Raw genomic sequence first — 19,465 nt, forward strand, 5'->3', positions numbered from 1 at the left:
CTTGTACGCGTCCACCGCTCGCCAGGGTTGCAGCCCGTTGCAGAAGAACCGATTTAGCAGCACCGGTGGCTGGGGGAGGCCGATGAAGAACATTCCGCTCGGTGACGCACCGCTCAGAAAGACACCGCTCAGAAACACCCCGCTCGGGAACGCGCCGCTCGGCGGGACACCGCTCAGGAACGGACCGCTCAGGAACGGACCGCTCAGGAACGGACCGCTCGACCTGGCGAGGCTCACCGCCGCGGACAGCGCGCAGGGCGCCCGGCTGCTCCATGAGATCCGGGACGCCGTCCTCGCGGGTGAACGGCCCCCGGTGGCTCCGCGGCCGGTGATCGACGCGTCCTGGAGGCGGATGTTCCGGATCGGGGCCGACCCGGAACGGCACGACTCCGGCGCGCTGCTGGAGCGGGACGAGCTGGAGCACCGCCGGCGCACCTCCGCGCTGGGCGAGGTGGTGCGTACGCTCGTCGGTTCCCTCAGCGAGATCATCGATTCCTCGCTCCAGATCATGGTGGTCACCGACGACGAGGGACGGGTGCTGTGGCGCAGGGGCGGCCTCGGCGGGCTGCGGAAGTCGAACGGCATCCAGCTCGAAGAGGGCGCCGCCTGGTCCGAGCACTCCACGGGGACCAATGCCATCGGTACGGCGCTGGCGGCACGCCGGCCGGTACGGGTCCACTCGGCCGAGCACTTCGCCCAGACGCTGCACACCTGGACCTGCGCGGCCTCGCCCGTGCACGATCCGAGGGACGGCCGGCTGCTGGGCGTGGTGGATGTCAGCGGTCCGGCGACGGGCTTCCATCCGATGACGCTGGCGCTGGTCACCTCGGTCGCCCGGCTCGCGGAGGGGGAGCTGCGCGAGCGGCACGGCCGGGCCGTCGAGCGGCTCCGTTCGGTGGCCGCGCCGATCATGTGCCGGCTGGGCGGGGGCCGTGCGGTGGCGGTCGACGCGCACGGCTGGACCGCGGCCGTCACGGGCATGGCGCCGGTGGACCGGCTGCCGCTGCCCAAGTCCCTCCGCGCGGGCCGGGTCCTGCTGCCCTCGCTGGGCATGTGCACCGTCGAGCCGCTGCCCGGCGGCTGGCTGGTACGGGTGGACGAGACACGGCCGCGGGCGGAGACACCGGGCCGGGTCGTACTGGATCTGAGCCGGCCCCGGCACCCGACGGTCACGGTCTCCGGATCGGCGGGGAGCTGGACCCAGGAGCTGACCCCGCGCCACGCCGAGCTGCTCTATCTGCTGGCCGTGCACCGGGACGGCCGGAGCGCGGCGGAACTGGCCTCCGACGTCTTCGGCGACCCCACCCGGACGGTGACGGTACGGGCGGAGGTCTCCCGGGTCCGGCGCCATCTGTCGGGCGTGCTGGCGCACCGGCCGTACCGTTTCAGCGAGGGGATCGAGGTGGCGGTGGTGGGGCCGGAGGACCCGCTGGATCTGCTGCCGCGTTCACAGGCGCCGGCGGTACTGAACGCCAGACACCCGCCGGGCGGCGCGTGAGGCCGCCGCCCGGGACGCGACCGGCCGGTCCCGGGGGCCCTGGGGCGGGGGCGGCGCGAAGGCGGCGCGGGGGCGGCTTCCAGCGCGTTCCCGGCGCGTGATTCGCTGGCTCGTATGAGCATCACTGTGACCACCTGGTCCCTGGAGCAGACCTCGCCCGCCGATCTGCGGCCCGCCGCCGAGCCCGCGGGCGAGGTGCGGATCGTACGGGCCGAGATCCCCTCGCCCGAGTTCAGCCGCTTCCTCTACACGGCCGTCGGCGGGGACGTCCGCTGGACCGACCGGCTGACGCTCTCGTACACCCAGTGGCAGGAGTTCCTCTCGCGGCCGGGCGTCGAGACCTGGGTCGCCTACGAGAAGGGCACACCGGCCGGCTATCTGGAACTGGAGGCGGGACCGGAGGGCGTGGTCGAGATCGTGTACTTCGGGCTGATCCCCGCCTTCCGCGGCCGGCGCATCGGCGGCCATCTGCTCTCGTACGGAGTGGCACGGGCCTGGGACCTCGCCGAGCGGTGGCCCGGCGCCGAGCCGACCAAGCGGGTCTGGCTGCACACCTGTTCCAAGGACGGCCCGTACGCCATGGACAACTATCTGCGCCGAGGCTTCACCCTCTTCGACACCAAAATCACCGAGGAGCCCGAAGTGGCGGCCCCCGGCCCCTGGCCCGGCGCTCAGCCGCCCCAGGAGACCCACGCGCCCCACGCGCCCCAGGAAACGGAAGCCACCAGGTCCGTATGACCGCTTCGGGATCACGGGTTCCGGCCGGCCGGGCCACCGGTCGCGGTCAAACCCGCACAGCCCGTGACGGGCGACACATCGTCTCGTAGAGTGGGACAGTCTCGTCCAGATAATGGATAGTGGTGGACTGCCCGGAGATACGCGTGACACGCTTCCGTCATGTCTAGAGCTGGAATAGCCTTGGTGAGTCGGCGGCACGTCGATCTCGGCCGCCTGTCCAGCGCCATCTGTCCAGCGGGCTGAGAGTCCCAGCACCGCCGCGATCCCCCCTCTCTGTCATCCCGCCGCGCACCGACGCCCCCCGCGTGAGTGTGCGGCTCAGAGCCGCCCTCCTGCATGTCTCGAAGGACGTACCCGCCATGGCCGCCACCCCGGAAAAGCCGTCCACCGCCACGCCCCGCCGCAAGGTGAGCCGTCACCGCGGCGAGGGCCAGTGGGCCGTGGGTCACTTCACTCCGCTCAACGGCAATGAGCAGTTCAAGAAGGACGACGACGGTCTCAACGTACGGACACGTATCGAGACGATCTACTCCAAGGCGGGCTTCGACTCGATCGACCCGAACGATCTGCGCGGACGGATGCGCTGGTGGGGGCTGTACACCCAGCGCAGGCCCGGGATCGACGGCGGCAAGACCGCGATCCTGGAGCCGGAGGAGCTGGACGACGAGTACTTCATGATGCGGGTGCGCATCGACGGCGGGCGGCTGACCACCGAGCAGCTGCGGGTGATCGGCCAGATCTCGCAGGAGTTCGCGCGCGGCACGGCCGACATCACCGACCGGCAGAACGTGCAGTACCACTGGATCCGGATCGAGGACGTGCCGGAGATCTGGCGGCGGCTCGAAGCGGTCGGTCTCTCCACGACCGAGGCCTGCGGTGACACACCCCGGGTGATCCTCGGTTCACCGGTCGCCGGGATCGCCGAGGACGAGATCATCGACGGCACCCCGGCGGTCGACGAGATCCACCGCCGGATCGTCGGGAACCCCGACTTCTCCAATCTGCCGCGCAAGTTCAAGTCCGCGATCTCCGGATCGCCGCTGCTCGACGTGGCGCACGAGATCAACGACATCTCGTTCGTCGGGGTGAACCACCCCGAGCACGGCCCCGGTTTCGATCTCTGGGTGGGCGGCGGGCTCTCGACCAACCCCAAGATCGGCCAGCGTCTCGGCGCCTGGGTGCCGCTGGACGAGGTCCCCGATGTCTACACCGGCGTGATCTCGATCTTCCGCGACTACGGCTACCGCCGGCTGCGCACCCGCGCCCGGCTGAAGTTCCTGCTCGCCGACTGGGGTACGGAGAAGTTCCGCCGGATCCTGGAGGACGAGTACCTCAAGCGCGAGCTGATCGACGGCCCGGCGCCCGAGCAGCCCGTACAGCAGTGGCGTGACCATGTAGGGGTGCACCGTCAGCGCGACGGCCGCTTCTACGTCGGCTTCGCACCCCGGGTCGGGCGGGTGGACGGCGCCACACTGACGAAGATCGCCGAGCTGGCCGAGGCGCACGGCTCGGGCCGGCTCCGTACCACCGTCGAGCAGAAGATGATCGTCCTCGATGTGACCGAGGACCGGATCGACTCGCTGGTGGCCGGTCTCGAAGCGCTCGATCTGCGGGTCAAGCCGTCGCCGTTCCGGCGCGGCACGATGGCGTGCACGGGCATCGAGTTCTGCAAGCTGGCGATCGTCGAGACCAAGCGGCGCGGTGCCACGCTGATCGACGAACTGGAGCGCCGTATCCCGGACTTCGACCAGCCGATCACCATCAACGTCAACGGCTGCCCGAACGCCTGCGCCCGTATCCAGGTCGCCGACATCGGTCTCAAGGGCCAGCTCGTGCTGGACGGGAACGGCGACCAGGTCGAGGGCTTCCAGGTGCATCTGGGCGGCGCGCTGGGCCTGGAGGCGGGCTTCGGCCGCAAGGTGCGCGGGCTCAAGGTCACGTCCGACGAGCTGCCCGACTACATCGAGCGGGTGCTCGGCCGCTTCCAGAAGGAGCGCGAGGAGGGCGAGCGCTTCGCCACCTGGGCGGCCCGCGCCAGCGAGGAGTCGCTGTCATGAGCGAGCGCGCGGCCCCCTTCTACTGCCCCTACTGCGGCGACGAGGATCTGCGTCCCAGCGAGCAGGGCCATGGCGCCTGGGAGTGCGCGGCCTGCAATCGGGCCTTCCAGCTGAAGTTCCTCGGGCTGCTCGCCCGCGGGCTCCGGCACGGTGACGGCGGGGAAGAGATATGACGGCTCTGACAGAGACCGGCGATCCCAGGGCGCTCGCCGAGCGGGCGGGCCGCGAGCTGGAGGACGCCTCGGCCACGGAGATTCTGCGCTGGGCCACGGACACCTTCGGGAAACGTTTCTGCGTCACCTCCTCGATGGAGGACGCGGTGGTCGCCCATCTCGCCTCCCGGGTGCGGCCCGGCGTCGATGTGGTCTTCCTCGACACCGGCTACCACTTCCCCGAGACGATCGGCACACGCGACGCGGTGGACGCCGTGATGGACGTCAATGTCATCACGCTCACCCCCCGCAGCACCGTCGCCGAGCAGGACGCCGAGTACGGTCCCAAGCTGCACGACCGCGATCCCGACCTCTGCTGCGCCCTGCGCAAGGTCAAGCCCCTCGAAGAGGGCCTGACCGGCTATGACGCCTGGGCCACCGGGCTGCGCCGCGACGAGTCCCCGACCCGGGCGGGCACACCCGTCGTCGGCTGGGACGAGAAGCGCGGCAAGGTCAAGGTCTCCCCCATCGCGCGCTGGACGCAGGACGACGTGGACGCCTATGTCACCGAGCACGGTGTCCTCACCAATCCCCTGCTGATGGACGGTTACGCCTCCGTGGGCTGCGCCCCCTGCACCCGCCGGGTGCTGGAGGGCGAGGACGCGCGCGCGGGCCGCTGGGCCGGCCGGGGCAAGACCGAATGCGGGCTGCACGGATGACGGACCATCAGGAGGGGCGCGTGCGTCACGAGGGGCGCGCGAGCGCGACGGAGCGGGGCGCGACGGTCTGGCTCACCGGACTGCCGAGCGCGGGCAAGACGACCATCGCGTACGAGCTGGCCGGCCGGCTCCGTGCCGAGGGCCACCGGGTCGAGGTGCTCGACGGCGACGAGATCCGGGAGTTCCTCTCCGCCGGTCTCGGCTTCAGCCGCGAGGACCGGCACACCAATGTCCAGCGCATCGGCTTTGTCGCCGAACTGCTCGCGTCCCAGGGCGTCAAGGCGCTGGTACCGGTGATCGCGCCGTACGCGGACAGCCGGGAGGCGGTGCGCAAGCGCCATCACACGGAGGGCACCGGGTATCTGGAGGTGCATGTGGCCACACCGGTCGAGGTGTGCTCCGTACGCGATGTGAAGGGGCTGTACGCCAAGCAGGCGGCGGGCGAGATCTCCGGTCTCACCGGGGTCGACGACCCCTACGAGGCCCCCGGGGCGCCGGATCTGCGGATCGAGTCGCACACCCAGTCCGTCGAGGAGTCCGCCGCCGCGCTCCACGCGCTGCTCACCGAGAGGGGTCTCGCGTGACCACCGTCGCAGCCGTCACCGGGGGCACGGACGCCCCGTACGCGCTGAGCCATCTCGACGCCCTGGAGTCCGAGGCGGTCCATATCTTCCGTGAGGTGGCGGGGGAGTTCGAGCGGCCGGTGATCCTGTTCTCCGGCGGCAAGGACTCGATCGTCATGCTGCGTCTGGCGCTGAAGGCGTTCGCGCCCGCGCCGGTGCCGTTCTCGCTGCTGCATGTGGACACCGGGCACAACTTCCCCGAGGTGCTGGAGTACCGGGACCGCACGGTGGCCGCGCACGGACTGCGCCTCCATGTCGCCTCCGTACAGGAGTACATCGACGCCGGGAAGCTCCGGGAGCGGCCCGACGGCACCCGTAATCCGCTCCAGACCGTGCCGCTGACCGAGAAGATCCAGGCCGAGCGATTCGACGCGGTCTTCGGCGGCGGCCGGCGCGACGAGGAGAAGGCGCGCGCCAAGGAGCGGGTCTTCTCGCTGCGCGACGAGTTCTCCCAGTGGGACCCGCGCCGGCAGCGGCCCGAACTGTGGCAGCTCTACAACGGCCGGCACGCGCCCGGTGAGCATGTCCGGGTCTTCCCGCTCTCCAACTGGACCGAGCTGGACGTCTGGCAGTACATCGCCCGCGAGGAGATCGAACTCCCCCGGATCTACTTCGCGCACGAGCGCGAGGTCTTCCGGCGCTCCGGAATGTGGCTGACCGCCGGTGAGTGGGGCGGCCCCGCCGGGTCCGAGACCGTCGAGCGGCGCCAGGTGCGCTACCGCACGGTCGGGGACATGTCCTGCACGGGCGCGGTCGACTCGGACGCCGGCACGCTGGACGCGGTGATCGCCGAGATCGCCGCGTCCCGGCTGACCGAGCGCGGCGCGACCCGCGCCGACGACAAGCTGTCCGAGGCCGCCATGGAAGACCGCAAGCGCGAGGGGTACTTCTAACCATGACGAGCACCACCGGGCCCACCCAGCCGGCCGCCGGGTTCGCGGAGTTCACCGAGCGGCTCTCGGCGACCACGCTGCTGCGCTTCGCCACCGCGGGCTCCGTCGACGACGGCAAGTCCACTCTGGTGGGCCGGCTGCTGCACGACTCCAAGTCGGTGCTCACCGATCAGCTGGAGGCCGTCGAGCACGCCTCCCGCAGCCGGGGCCAGGACGCTCCCGATCTGGCGCTGCTCACCGACGGGCTGCGGGCCGAGCGCGAGCAGGGCATCACGATCGATGTCGCCTACCGCTACTTCGCCACGCCCCGGCGGCGGTTCATCCTCGCGGACACCCCCGGGCATGTGCAGTACACCAGGAACATGGTGACGGGCGCCTCCACCGCGGAGCTGGCCGTCGTCCTGGTGGACGCCCGCAACGGCGTGGTCGAGCAGACCCGCCGTCATGCCGCGGTGGCCGCGCTGCTCCGTGTCCCCCATGTCGTCCTCGCCGTCAACAAGATGGATCTGGTCGACTACGCCGAACCCGTGTTCGCCGCCATCGCCGAGCAGTTCACGGCGTACGCCGCTTCCCTCGGCATCCCGGAGATCACCGCGATCCCGATCTCGGCGCTGGCCGGTGACAATGTCGTGGAGCCGTCGGCGCACATGGACTGGTACGGCGGCCCGACCGTGCTGGAGCATCTGGAGACCGTGCCCGTCAGCAGTGATCTGGCGAGCAGCCCGGCGCGCTTCCCGGTGCAGTACGTGATCCGTCCGCGGACCGCCGAGCACCCCGACTACCGCGGCTACGCGGGCCAGATCGCCTCCGGGGTGCTGCGGGTGGGCGACCCGGTGACCGTGCTGCCGTCGGGCCGTACGAGCACCATCGAGGGCATCGACGCGCTCGGCGAGAGCGTGGACATCGCCTGGGCGCCGCAGTCGGTGACCGTCCGGCTCGCCGACGACATCGACATCTCGCGCGGCGATCTGATCGCGCCCAGCGCCGGCGCGCCCGCGACGACCCAGGATGTGGAGGCGACCGTCTGCCATGTCGCCGACGCGCCGCTCGTCGTCGGCCAGCGGGTACTGCTGAGGCACACCACCCGTACGGTCAAGGCGATCGTGAAGGACATCCCGTCACGGCTGACGCTGGACGATCTCTCCCAGCACCCGGACCCCGGGCAGCTCGTGGCCAATGACATCGGCCGGGTCAGGGTCCGTACGGCGGAGCCGCTCGCGCTCGACGCCTACGCGGACTCCCGGGGCACCGGCTCCTTTCTGCTGATCGACCCCGCGGACGGTACGACGCTGACCGCCGGCATGGCGGGCGACGCGTTCACCGAGGCGACCGCCGGGGCCACCGCGGCCGTGACCGCCGACGACGAGGGCTGGGATTTCTGATGGTGATGGACGTGTTCGCGACCTTCGCGAAGGAGGGCGGCCGGGTCGGCAGCGGCGCCCTCGGCGCGGGAACGGGCGGGGTGGCGCGATGTGCGTGATGACGTACGCGCACCGCTCGCGCGCCCGCACCCCCCACCCGCCGTACCCGTCTTCCCGTCTCCCGCGACTCCCGCACCACCCGAACCCCCCGCACCGCCGAAGACCTACCGACTTCCCGGCCCCGCCCCCGTACTCCGGAAGGGCGTGAGCACCGGGCCAACGAGGGGAAAACCTCCCGTGCCAGCCTCCCGCTCCATCGCGCGCCGCCGTCTCGCCGCCGTCGCCACCGCACTGCCGCTGCTCACCGTCGCGCTCACCTCCTGCGGCTACGGCTCGGACTCCGACACCAAGGACGACAAGGCCGCCCCCGCCGCCACCGGCAAGGCGCTCTCGGCCGACACGGTGAAGATCGGCTACTTCCCCAATCTGACCCATGCCACGGCTCTCGTGGGCATCCAGGAGGGGCTCTTCCAGAAGGAGCTGGGCGGTACGAAGGTGGCGCCCTCCACCTTCAACGCGGGCCCCTCCGAGATCGAGGCCCTCAACGCGGGCAGCATCGACATCGGCTTCATCGGCCCCTCCCCCGCCATCAACGGCTACACCCAGACGGGCGGCAAGAGCCTGCGTATCATCGGCGGCTCGGCCTCCGGGGGTGTGAAGCTCGTGGTCAACCCCGACAAGATCAAGACCCTGGACGACATCAAGGGCAAGAAGATCGCCACGCCGCAGCTCGGCAACACCCAGGACGTGGCCTTCCTCAACTGGGTCTCCGAGAAGGGCTGGAAGGTCGACGCCCAGTCCGGCAAGGGTGATGTCTCCGTCGTCCGTACGGACAACAAGATCACCCCGGACGCCTACAAGGCCGGTTCCATCGACGGCGCCTGGGTGCCGGAGCCGACCGCGTCCAAGCTTGTCGCCGAAGGCGCCAAGGAACTGCTGAACGAGTCCGACCTGTGGCCGGACAAGAAGTTCGTGATCACGAACATCATCGTGTCGCAGAAGTTCCTCGGCGAGCACCCGGACGTGGTCGAGGCCGTGCTGCGCGCCTCGGTGAAGACGAACGAGTGGATCAACGCCAACGACGCCCAGGCGAAGGCGTCCGCCAACGAGGCGCTGAAGGTCCTCTCCGGCAAGGCGCTGCCGCCGGAGGTGCTCGACCCGGCGTGGGAGTCGATCGAGATCATCAACGACCCGCTGGCCGCCACGCTCCAGGCGGAGGCCGACCACGCGGTGAAGGCCGGTCTGCTGGAGAAGCCCGATCTGGCCGGTATCTACGACCTGCGGCCCCTGAACAAGGTGCTCACGGCCGCCGGTCAGCCCGAGGTCGCCGACGCCGGTCTCGGCGTCGGGTAACCGCGATGTACGCCGTATCCAGCGCATCCGGCGTATCCGCCGTGTCCGCGTGATTCCCGACCGTTCCCACACCGTTCCCAGGAGGTGACGACCATGGCGACAGCTCTCGCCAAGGCCGCCGACAGCACCCCGGCGGTGGACCACGCCGCCCGTATCGCGCATGTCTCGAAGTCCTTCGTGACGCCCGCCGGGCAGCAGCTCGTCCTGGACGACATCACGCTCGATGTCGCTCCCGGCGAGTTCGTCACCCTCCTGGGAGCGTCGGGGTGCGGCAAGTCCACCCTGCTCAATCTGGTCGCGGGGCTGGACCGTCCGTCCGCCGGGTCCATCGAGACGCCCGGCGGCCGGCCCGCTCTGATGTTCCAGGAGCACGCGCTGTTCCCGTGGCTGACCGCGGGCAAGAACATCGAGCTGGCGCTGCGGCTGCGCGGGGTGCCCAAGCAGGAGCGGCGCGGCGAGGCGGAGCGGCTGCTCTCCCTCGTACGGCTGGACGGCTCGTTCGGCAAACGGGTGCACGAGCTGTCCGGCGGTATGCGGCAGCGGGTCGCGCTGGCCCGCGCGCTCGCCCAGGACAGCCAACTGCTGCTGATGGACGAGCCGTTCGCGGCGCTGGACGCCATCACCCGGGATGTGCTGCACGACGAGCTGACCCGGATCTGGCGCGAGACGAATCTCTCGGTGCTGTTCGTCACGCACAACGTACGGGAGGCGGTGCGGCTCGCCGAGCGTGTCGTCCTGCTGTCGTCGCGGCCCGGCCGGGTGGCCCATGAGTGGCGTGTGGAGATCCCGCAGCCGCGCCGTATCGAGGACCCCGCCGTCGCGGAGCTGTCCGTCGAGATCACCGAAGAACTGCGTGGGGAGATCCGCCGCCATGGGCAGCACTGAGACCACAGCGCCGAAGGACACGACACCGGAGGGCCCGGCGGCGGGCGGGACGGAGTCCGGGGGCCCGGCGCTCCAGCACGATCTGGCGGACCTGGAAGCCGGGCTCGACGCGCTGGACACCGTACAGACCGGACGGGCGCCGCTGCGCCAGACGCTCGTCCAGAAGGTCCTGCCGCCCGTCATCGCCGTCGCGCTGGTGCTGGTGGTGTGGCAGATCCTCGTCTGGGCGAAGATCACCGACGACTACAAGCTGCCCTCGCCGTCGGCGGTGTGGGACGAGGTGGCGGACGCCTGGGCCCAGGGCACCCTGCTCGGCTACATCTGGACCAGTGTCTCGCGCGGTCTGCTGGGCTTCCTGCTGTCCTTGGCGATCGGTACACCGCTCGGACTGCTGGTGGCCCGGGTGCGGTTCGTCCGCGCGGCCATCGGTCCGATCCTGTCCGGACTCCAGTCGCTGCCCTCGGTGGCCTGGGTGCCGCCCGCGGTGATCTGGCTGGGGCTGAACGACTCGATGATGTACGCCGTGATCCTGCTCGGCGCGGTTCCCTCGATCGCCAACGGTCTGGTCTCCGGCGTCGACCAGGTGCCGCCGCTGTTCCTGCGGGCCGGGCGGACACTCGGCGCGACCGGACTGCGGGGCACCTGGCACATCGTGATGCCGGCGGCGCTGCCCGGCTATCTGGCCGGGCTGAAGCAGGGCTGGGCGTTCTCCTGGCGCTCGCTGATGGCCGCGGAGATCATCGCGTCCTCGCCCGATCTCGGTGTGGGGCTGGGCCAGTTGCTGGAGAACGGCCGTACGGTCGGCAGTATGCCCATGGTGTTCCTCGCCATCTTCCTCATCCTGGTCGTCGGTATCGCCATCGACCTGCTGATCTTCAGTCCGCTGGAGCGGCGGGTGCTGCGCGGCCGCGGTCTTCTCGTGAAAAGCTGATTCCCCATGCGCCACCACTCCGCTCAGCCGTCCGGACCCCGGTCCGGACCACGCCCCCTCCCCCGGCCGGTGCTGCTCGTCGTCGCCCACGGCAGCCGTGATCCTCGGCACGCCGCGACCGTGCACGCCCTGACCGGGCGGCTGCGCGCGCTGCGGCCCGGACTGCGGGTGGAGACCGGCTTCCTGGACTTCAACGCCCCGGCCGTGCCACGGCTGCTGGACCGGCTGGCGCGGGAGGGCGTACGGGACGTGGTGGTCCTGCCGCTGCTCCTGACGCGCGCGTTCCACGCCAAGGCCGACATCCCGGCGGTGCTGCACGAGGCGGCGGCGCGCCATCCGCGTCTGCGGATCCGTCAGGCCGAGGTCCTCGGCCCGTCGCCGCTGCTGACCGACGCGCTGGAGCGGCGGCTGTACGAGGCGGGGCTCAGGCCCGCCGACCGGGCCTCGACCGGGGTCGTACTGGCCTCGGCGGGCTCCTCGGATCCCGAGGCGATCGCGGTGATCGCGGGCATCGCGCGGGAGTGGCTGCGCACCGGCTGGTGCGCTGTGCGCCCCGCGTTCGCCTCCGCTTCCCTTCCGCGCACCGAGGACGCGGTGCGCGCGCTGCGGGCCGAGGGTGTACGGAAGGTCGCCGTGGCCCCGTATGTCATCGCCCCCGGCTTCCTTCCGGACCGTATCGCGGCCGGCGCCCGCGAGGGCGGCGCCGATGTACTGGCCGGTGTCCTGGGCGCGGCCCCGGAGCTGGCACGGCTGCTGCTGCGCCGCTACGACGAGCGGGCGGCGGCCCCGGACGGTCTCATACGGCTGGCCCGCCCCGCCTGACCCGGTGACCCGCGCGACCCGGTGACCCGAGTGGCCCGCGCCGGGCGGACGGCGCGGGATCAGTCGAACGGGGTGCCCTGATGGAAGTAGAGCAGCCAGCCGCGCTCGGTCAGCCGCCAGAGCGAACTGCGGTGGGCCCGGCGGCCGTTGAACTCCGTGTCGAAGGTCAGCAGCACCACGCCGGGGGCGAGCTGGACGCCTCGCATCTTGGAGGTGGTGATCGGCCGGGGCGCGGGCGCGCCCTTCGCGCCGAGCGCCTCGACGATCGAACCGCGGTCCCACTCCCGGCCCGAGACACCGAACTCCCTGAAGTCCGGATGGAGCAGTTCCGCGAGCAGGTCGGCGGAGGAGCGGACCGCCGGGTCGAGCAGACGCAGTTCCGCCTCGATGGCGGCCGAGATCACGGAGGTGCGGTCAGTCACGGGTCAGCTCCACCAGTTTGACAACGGTGTTCCAGTTGCGGCTGGTGGCCGTGACGCCCCGCAACAGGCCCGGCCTGGCCAGCGCTTCGGCGAGCTTGGAGCGGCCGAGACCGTTCGGCGTGTAGAGATACAGCACCCGGTCGCCCAGCCGGAAGTCCTCGGGGAGATGGGCGGCCCGGTCGACGGTGGCGAGCCGCTCGGCCTCCACCGGCCCGGAGAAGTAGGTGGCGTGGAGCTGCTTGCCCTCAAGGGTGGCCGCGGGGAAGGGGCACTCGTCGGCGACGGCCCGCAGATAGGCGGCGCCGCGCACCAGACAGCCGACGGTGAACCCGAAGCGCCGCTCGACGGCGCGCTCCAGACCGGCCGCGAGGGCGCTCTCGTCGGCGGAGTCGCTGGTGAAGACCGCGTTGCCGCTCTGGAGATACGTACGGACATCGCGATGGCCCAGTTCCGAGAGCAGCTCGCGCAGATCGGCCATCGGAACGCGTCGGTGGCCGCTGACATTGATTCCGCGCAGGAGCGCCGCGTATGTCGTGGTCATCAGCACACGATAGGCCGCGGGGCCGCGCCCGGGGCGCCAGGCACGAGCGGGGCGGCCGCCGCGCCCCGTGGGGGAGGGCGCGACGGCCGCCGGTCCGCGTGCGGTGCGGCTGGTCGACGATCGCTACTCGACGATCTTGAGCAGCTTGTTCGGGGTGCCCTCCGACGCGTTGACGATCGCGTCGGGCGTGGCGCCGTCGGTCAGGGCGGTGGCGACCTGGTCCGGGGTCGCGTCCGGGTGACCCGCGAGATAGAGAGCCGCCGCGCCGACCACATGGGGTGTGGCCATCGAGGTGCCCGAGATGGTGCTGATGGCGGTGTCGCTGTTGTTCCAGTCGGAGGTGATGCCGGAGCCCGGAGCGTAGATGTCCACGATCGGGCCGAAGTTGGAGAAGGACGACTGCGCGTCGTCCACGGTGGACGAGGCGACGGTGATGGCCTCCTCGACCCGGGCCGGAGAGATGATGCTCGCGTCGGCGGCGTTGTTGCCGGCGGCGACACCGAAGGTGACACCACTGGCGATGGCGTTGCGTACGGCTTCGTCGAGGGCCGGGTCGGCGCCGCCGCCGAGGCTCATATTGGCGACGGACGGGCCCTGGTGGTTCGCGGCGACCCAGTCGATCCCGGCGATGACCTGCTCGGTGGTGCCGAAGCCGCTGTTGTCGAGCACCCGTACGGAGACGATCTTCGCCTTCTTGGCGACTCCGTGCGCGGCGCCGGCGATGGTTCCGGCGACATGCGTGCCGTGGCCGTAGCCGTCGTCGGCGGAGTTGTCACCGTCGATGGCGTCGTAGCCGTAGCTGGCGCGGCCCTCGAAGTCCTGATGCGTGATCCGGACCCCGGTGTCGATGACATACGCCGTCACCCCCTCACCGGCGCTGTCCGGGTAGGTGTACGAGCTGTCCCCGGCGGTCGTGGTCTGGTCGACGCGGTCGAGGCCCCAGGAGGGCGGGTTGCTCTGGGTGGCGCTGACGCTGAAGGTCTTGTTCTGGACGACCTTGGCGACGGCCGGGTCTGCGGCGAGACGCTTGGCCTCCGCCTCGGTGAGTCCACTGGCGGAGAAGCCGTTGACGGCCGTGCTGTAGTTCCGCGCGAGCCGGCCGCCGTACTCCTCGGCCAGTTCCCGCTTCTCGGTCCTGTCGTAGCTCTGCCCGGCCGCCTTCTCGCCGGTCCCGCGGCCGGTGTCCTGACCGGCCGGCCGGTGCAGCATCACGATGTAGCTGCCGGCCACCGCGCCCTTGGCGTCGGCGCCGTGCACCACGCCCTGTGCCGGAGCCGCGCCCGCCGTGGGGGAGGTGAGCGCGGTGATTCCGGCCGCCGCGGCGACGGCCGTGAGGGCGGCGGTGAGCTTGATCCTGGTCGCACGCTGTTGAGTTGCCATGAAGAGGGAAGCTCCTCGTCATCTTCTGTGGGGGGACGCCCGGCGGACGGCAGTTCTCCGCCGAACTGGCTCGAACCCTGACCGATTGACGCGTGCAGATCAAGGCCTCCGGGCGGCGCCGATCTCGTAAACCTCGATCCCCCACAAGGAATCGGCCAGTCCGGAAAGCGTCGGGCTCGCCCGTTAACCCCCGTTGACGGCACAGAGCTTCGATTCTTCTCGTCGGAGATGTGACCGGCCATGGGGAGGAACGGGCCGCACTGCCCGCATATCAACAACGCGGACGGAATGGCCTGATCCCAACCCCACCTTTTGAGGAGGACGGCACCCCGGGCCACCACTCCCGGTCCGTCCGGCGCTCCCGGTCCGTCCGGCGCTCCCAGTCCCTCCGGCACTCCCGGTCCGTCCGACGCTCCCGGTCCCTCCGGCGTCTCCGGTCTGTCCGGATAGCCGGCCGCGTCAGGACGCCACGGCCGGAAGCGCCGATTCGATCAGATCGGCCGCCCTCGGTGTGCCGCCCTCCGCCGCCATCCCGCGCCTGATCCCGGCGAGCCTCCTGGCCGCCTCCGGGTCGGAGGCCACCGCCAGAACCGCCTCCCGCAGCGCCTCCGGTGTCGCCTCTTCCGTGTCGAGGCGACGGGCCACCCCCAGCGAGACCAGCGTGTCGGCGTTGCCGAACTGGTCGACCGCCTGCGGTACGGCGACCATCGGGGTGCCCGTCGCGAGACCCTCCTGGCTGCCTCCCGCGCCGGCGTGGGTGACGAAGGCGTCGGCCTGCCGGAGAACGGCGAGCTGCGGCACCCACTGACGCACCTCCACATTGGCGGCCACCTCGCCCAGTTCGGACGCGTCCACATGGGGCCCGGTCTGGAGCACCACATGCCAGCCGGGCAGACCGCCGAAGGCCTCGGCACACGCCCGGTAGAACGCGGGCCGCTTGGTGAAGGCCGAGCCGAGCGAGACCAGCAGGACCTTCTCCGCCCCGGCCGGCCGCCGCCACTCGCCCTGATCCGCGCGATCGCCCTGACAGGCGCCGACAAAGGTGTACACGGACTCGTCCACGCGGTCGGCGTGGGGCTGCAACACCTTGGGGATCAGCACCAGGGAGCGGCCGGGCCTGGCGACCAGCCGGTCCTGGTCGGTATGGCCCATGCCGTTCTCCGTGAGCCACTCCGCGAAGCGCGCCCGGTACGCACGGCCGCGTTCGGAGGCCTTCAGCTGTTCGAGCATCGGCCCGGCGGCCTCCTCCTCGTACCCCTCCCAGGCGACCATGTTCGGCGAGAGCTGGATGTACGGGACACCCCAGCGGTGCGCGAGGAGCGGCGCCGGGTAGGACGTGATGTCGCCGAGGACCAGATCGGGCCGGTCGTCCTCGAACGCGGCGGCGAGCTGCGGCAGCGCCTGGATCGCGTCGTCGAGGAACGGTTCGAGATTGTCGACCAGTTCCGTGCCCCAGGCCGACGGATCGTCGTCGGGCGTGGGCAGGACGGAGGTATAGATCACCGGCTCCGCGCCGGTCGCCGCGACCTTCCCGGCGAAGAGCGCGGGGATCGCGTAACTGACCCGGTGCCCCCGGGCGACCAGTTCCCGGATGATGTCGAGACTCGGGTTCACATGGCCATGAGCGGCGATGGAGAACATGGCGATATGGGCGGACTGCGATGCGGTCATGACCTCACCGTAAACGAGACGAGACGTCTCGTGCAATCCGATATCCGCGTCACGGACCCGCCGGTCGGCCCTGGCGGCCGGTCAGCGCTGATAGCGGGCCAGCACCCTGTTGCCGTCCTCGACCAGCCGCTTCTCCAGTTCGGCGCGGTCGATCGCTCCGCTGTAGTACTCCTGGAGCGCCGGTGTCGCCACCTTGTCCTTCCACTCGGGATAGCCGCGCACCGACTGGGCGGGGGCCGGACGCAGTTCCCGCGCGAGCGCCGCCCCCGTCGCCCAGCCGTTCTCGGCGACCCGCAGGGACGGGTCCTGGAGAGCCCGCGTACCGGTCGGCAGCATCCAGTCGCCCTTCGCGAGCCGCACCATGTTCTCCGGCCGCAGAAGGAAGTCGATGAACCGCACCGCCTCCTTCTTGTACGGACTGTCCTCGGCCACGGAGAGGGTCTGCGGGCTCACCCCCTGGACCGGCCTCCCGCCGTCACCGGCGGGCGCGGGCAGTACGGTCCACTCGAACCCCTCCGGCGCCTGCTGGATGATCTGCTGGCGGTACGAGAAGCCCAGCGGGACCATCGCGTACTTGCCGCCGAACAGTCCGGGCAGGGTGTCCGATCCGCCCATCCCCAGAGTGGCCGCGGAAGCGCTTCCGTCCTTGTTGACCTGATCGTGGATGGTGTCCGGGACCACTCCGTCCCCGTCGGTGAACCGGATCGTCACCTTGCCGTCCGCGCCCCGGTGGAAGAGCCGTCCGCCCGCGGAGAGCCCCAGATTGAGCGTGGCGGAGACGGGATCCTTCAGCGGCCAGGCGACCGCGTACTTCCCCGGCCCCATCCGCCCGGTCAGTTCGCCGGCGATCCGCCGGAACTCCGGCCAGCTCCACGGCTCTTCTGCCGTCGGGATCCGCACCCCGGAGGCTTCGAGGATCTTCCTGTTCGCGATCAGGACGCGCGGCTCCTGGAGGAACGGCACACCGTACACACCCTCACCGAAGGTGGCCGTCTCCCAGCCGCGCTCCGGGATGTCCCGCCGGAGACGGCCGGGCAGCAGGGGGCCGAGATCCGCGAGACGGCCGCCGTACGCGAAGTCGGCCAGATCGTCGGAGGCGTCATGGATGATGTCCGGCGCCTCACCGCCCTCGAAGGAGGTGAGCAGTTGGTCATGGACGCTGTCCCAGCTCCCCTGGACGTACTCGACCCGGATCTCCGGATGGGCCGCGTTCCACTCGTTCACCAGCTCCTTGTTGACCTGGACCGACTCGTCCTGCCAGGCCAGGGACTGGAAGCGCAGGGTGATCCGGCCACCGTCCTGGCCGCCCTCCCCGCCACCGGAGCAGCCGCCGAGCAGCAGGGCGAGCACGGCCGCCACGACCGGAGCCTTCCGTATGCGCGGCCATCCGCGCGAACGGCTCATCAGCTCTTCACCGCCCCGGCGAGCATCCCGCCCGTGATCCGCCGCTGGATGACCGCGAAGAGGACGAGCGAGGGCAGGGTCGCGAGAAACGCGGCGGCGGCCAGCGGCCCCAGATCGGCCACGCCCTCCGCCCCCAGGAAGTGGGTGAGGACCACCGGCAGGGTCTGTTTCTCCGGGGACTTGAGCAGGACGAGCGCGAAGAAGAACTCGTTCCACGCGGTGATGAAGGCGAAGAGCGCCGTGGCGACGATGCCCGGTGCCAGCAGCGGTCCCGTGACCGAGACCAGCGTACGGAGCCTGCCCGCGCCGTCCACGGCCGCCGCCTCCTCCAGTTCGACGGGCAGGGCCCGGACATAGCCGCTCAGCATCCAGAGCGCGAACGGCAGGGCCCATACGGCGTACACCATGACCAGCCCGGTCAGGGAGTTGATCAGACGGAGGTTCTTGAGCACCAGGAAGAGCGGAATGATCACCAGGACGAAGGGGAACGCCTGGCTGATCACCACCCAGCCGGTCGCCGCCGCCGCGAGTCTGCCGCGCCGGCGGGCCATCACATAGGCCAGGGGAGTCGCGATGACCACGGCGATCAGGGCCGCGGCCAGCGCGGCGGTCAGACTGTTGCCCGCCGCCCGCAGCAGCGGCTGCTCCTCGAAGGCCTGCCGGAAGTTGCCGAGCGTCGGATCGCGCGGGATCCAGGTGGGGTGGAGACTGCCCAGCTCCCTGGCGGGTTTGAAGGCCGTGGAGAGCAGCCAGAGGAACGGCAGGGCGAGAAAGACGAGATAGCAGAGAAGCGCGAGATACTGTCCGGCGCGCACGGACCCGCTGGTACGCGGACTCATCGCTCGTCCTCCCCCTGTCGGAGCCGTCCCGCGAGCTGGAGTGCCAGGATCACCGCGATCACGGCCACCATCACGCACCCCATGGCGGCGGCGTAGCCGAACTGGCCGTAGCGGAAGGCCTCTTCGTAGGCGAAGAGCATGGGCAGCCGGGTGCGCCCGCCTGGTCCGCCGTTGGTCAGCACATAGACCAGCGCGAAGGAGTTGAAGTTCCAGATGAGATTGAGCGCCGTGATGGCCAGCGCGACCGGCCGGAGCGCGGGCCAGGTGACGGTACGGAACCGGCGCCAGGCCCCCGCGCCGTCCAGCGCGGCGGCCTCGTGCAGTTCGCGCGGGGTGTTCTGGAGGCCGGCCAGCAGGGCGACCGTCGTCTGCGGCATACCGGCCCAGATACCGACGACGATCACCGCGGGCAGGGCGGTGGCGAGCCCGGTCAGCCAGTCCCGCCCCTCACCGAGGCCGAGATCCCGGAAGGTCTCGTTGAGGATTCCGGCGTCGGCGTTGTAGAGGAGCCGCCACATGATGCCGACGACCACCTCGGGCATCGCCCAGGGAATGACCGCCAGGGCGCGGGCCAGCCAGCGGAAGCGGAGATTCTGGTTGAGCAGCAGGGCGAGACCGAGCGCGAGCGCGAACTGCGGCACGGTCACCCCGACCGCCCACAGCAGACCGATCCCGAACGAGTCCCAGAACAGGGTGTCGTGGAGCAGGTCCTGGAAGTTCAGCGTGCCGATCCACTCGGTGGGCTCGGTACGGCCGGACTGCGCGTCGGTGAAGGCGAGCGCGATGCCGTACAGCAGCGGTCCGACGCTCAGCACCAGGATCGGGATCAGCGCGGGCAGCACCAGGAACCAGGCACCGTGGTCCAGCGGTCCGCCCGCCCGTCCGCCCGGGGACCGCTCCTTGCCGGACCGTCCCCCGGGGGCCCGGTCCTCTCCGGACCGCTCCACCGCGGTCGCCGATGTCACGGATTCAACTCCTTCGGGCGGCCTGTGGGGGTACAGCCGCCCCGGCGGCCCTTGTCATCGTGCTGACGGGTGTCTCCACCCGTCAAGACGGCCGGCACGGATGCGAGACTTACGCGGACCGATCGGCCGGAAGTACGAGTGAGTGGGCGAA

Annotated in this window: 20 protein-coding genes; 13 read left to right on the top strand and 7 right to left on the bottom strand. The window is 70.9% G+C overall.

What is annotated here, in order from left to right; translation table 11 throughout:
* Positions 1-82 precede the first annotated feature (82 nt).
* From OG214_RS09030 to OG214_RS09090, 13 genes are all read left to right on the top strand, one after another.
* Positions 83-1,498, top strand: a complete 1,416-nt coding sequence (locus OG214_RS09030; protein ID WP_405984440.1) for a GAF domain-containing protein — start codon at positions 83-85, stop codon at positions 1,496-1,498.
* 114 nt (positions 1,499-1,612) lie between these two features.
* Complete coding sequence (locus OG214_RS09035; protein ID WP_405984441.1) at positions 1,613-2,236, top strand: GNAT family N-acetyltransferase; 624 nt, start codon at positions 1,613-1,615, stop codon at positions 2,234-2,236.
* A 159-nt stretch (positions 2,237-2,395) separates the two neighbouring features.
* Positions 2,396-2,479: a putative leader peptide gene (locus tag OG214_RS09040; protein WP_342671247.1), complete on the top strand. Its 84-nt coding sequence runs from the start codon at positions 2,396-2,398 to the stop codon at positions 2,477-2,479.
* A gap of 116 nt (positions 2,480-2,595) precedes the next feature.
* A complete protein-coding gene (locus OG214_RS09045) occupies positions 2,596-4,293 on the top strand; it encodes a nitrite/sulfite reductase (protein WP_363082728.1) in 1,698 nt (565 codons plus the stop codon).
* Positions 4,290-4,466 (top strand): hypothetical protein, encoded by a 177-nt coding sequence (locus tag OG214_RS09050; protein WP_405984442.1) that lies wholly within the window; start codon positions 4,290-4,292, stop codon positions 4,464-4,466. The genes OG214_RS09045 and OG214_RS09050 overlap by 4 nt, the downstream gene beginning before the upstream one ends.
* Positions 4,463-5,164 carry a phosphoadenylyl-sulfate reductase gene (locus tag OG214_RS09055; protein ID WP_405984443.1) on the top strand — a complete coding sequence of 234 codons (702 nt, stop codon included), beginning with the start codon at positions 4,463-4,465 and terminating at the stop codon, positions 5,162-5,164. The genes OG214_RS09050 and OG214_RS09055 overlap by 4 nt, the downstream gene beginning before the upstream one ends.
* Complete coding sequence (gene cysC / locus OG214_RS09060; RefSeq protein ID WP_405984444.1) at positions 5,161-5,748, top strand: adenylyl-sulfate kinase; 588 nt, start codon at positions 5,161-5,163, stop codon at positions 5,746-5,748. The genes OG214_RS09055 and cysC overlap by 4 nt, the downstream gene beginning before the upstream one ends.
* Entirely contained in the window at positions 5,745-6,680 is a 936-nt protein-coding gene (gene cysD / locus OG214_RS09065) for a sulfate adenylyltransferase subunit CysD (RefSeq protein WP_363082732.1), read from the top strand. The genes cysC and cysD overlap by 4 nt, the downstream gene beginning before the upstream one ends.
* Before the next feature lie 2 nt (positions 6,681-6,682).
* Positions 6,683-8,062, top strand: a complete 1,380-nt coding sequence (locus OG214_RS09070; protein ID WP_405984445.1) for a sulfate adenylyltransferase subunit 1 — start codon at positions 6,683-6,685, stop codon at positions 8,060-8,062.
* Between the two features lie 276 nt (positions 8,063-8,338).
* A complete protein-coding gene (locus OG214_RS09075; protein WP_405984446.1) occupies positions 8,339-9,454 on the top strand; it encodes an aliphatic sulfonate ABC transporter substrate-binding protein in 1,116 nt (371 codons plus the stop codon).
* Positions 9,455-9,547: 93 nt separating this feature from the next.
* Complete coding sequence (locus OG214_RS09080) at positions 9,548-10,339, top strand: ABC transporter ATP-binding protein (protein WP_363082735.1); 792 nt, start codon at positions 9,548-9,550, stop codon at positions 10,337-10,339.
* On the top strand, positions 10,326-11,270 hold the full coding sequence (locus tag OG214_RS09085) for an ABC transporter permease (protein ID WP_363082736.1): 945 nt from the start codon (positions 10,326-10,328) through the stop codon (positions 11,268-11,270). Before OG214_RS09080 ends, OG214_RS09085 begins: the two co-directional genes overlap by 14 nt.
* A 6-nt stretch (positions 11,271-11,276) precedes the next feature.
* Positions 11,277-12,092 (top strand): sirohydrochlorin chelatase, encoded by an 816-nt coding sequence (locus OG214_RS09090; protein WP_382851441.1) that lies wholly within the window; start codon positions 11,277-11,279, stop codon positions 12,090-12,092.
* Positions 12,093-12,151: 59 nt separating this feature from the next.
* Here the strand turns inward: OG214_RS09090 and OG214_RS09095 are convergent, their stop codons facing one another.
* From OG214_RS09095 to OG214_RS09125, 7 genes are all read right to left on the bottom strand, one after another.
* The gene (locus OG214_RS09095; protein WP_363082738.1) at positions 12,152-12,514 is read right to left on the bottom strand and encodes a nuclear transport factor 2 family protein; all 363 of its coding nucleotides are present in this window, start codon (positions 12,512-12,514) and stop codon (positions 12,152-12,154) included.
* A complete protein-coding gene (locus tag OG214_RS09100) occupies positions 12,507-13,055 on the bottom strand; it encodes a DUF1697 domain-containing protein (protein WP_405984447.1) in 549 nt (182 codons plus the stop codon). The genes OG214_RS09095 and OG214_RS09100 overlap by 8 nt, the downstream gene beginning before the upstream one ends.
* Positions 13,056-13,178: 123 nt before the next feature.
* Positions 13,179-14,435 (bottom strand): S8 family peptidase, encoded by a 1,257-nt coding sequence (locus OG214_RS09105; protein ID WP_405984448.1) that lies wholly within the window; start codon positions 14,433-14,435, stop codon positions 13,179-13,181.
* 459 nt (positions 14,436-14,894) lie between these two features.
* A complete protein-coding gene (gene mgt, locus OG214_RS09110) occupies positions 14,895-16,106 on the bottom strand; it encodes a macrolide-inactivating glycosyltransferase (protein ID WP_405984449.1) in 1,212 nt (403 codons plus the stop codon).
* An 81-nt stretch (positions 16,107-16,187) separates the two neighbouring features.
* Entirely contained in the window at positions 16,188-17,510 is a 1,323-nt protein-coding gene (locus OG214_RS09115) for an ABC transporter substrate-binding protein (RefSeq protein ID WP_405984450.1), read from the bottom strand.
* Positions 17,510-18,349 (bottom strand): carbohydrate ABC transporter permease, encoded by an 840-nt coding sequence (locus tag OG214_RS09120; RefSeq protein ID WP_405984451.1) that lies wholly within the window; start codon positions 18,347-18,349, stop codon positions 17,510-17,512. Before OG214_RS09120 ends, OG214_RS09115 begins: the two co-directional genes overlap by 1 nt.
* Entirely contained in the window at positions 18,346-19,314 is a 969-nt protein-coding gene (locus OG214_RS09125; protein WP_405984452.1) for a carbohydrate ABC transporter permease, read from the bottom strand. Before OG214_RS09125 ends, OG214_RS09120 begins: the two co-directional genes overlap by 4 nt.
* Positions 19,315-19,465: the final 151 nt, after the last annotated feature.

Origin of the sequence: Streptomyces sp. NBC_00872 (genome assembly GCF_045161915.1) — a bacterium.
In the GTDB taxonomy this organism is placed as follows: Bacteria; Actinomycetota; Actinomycetes; order Streptomycetales; family Streptomycetaceae; genus Streptomyces.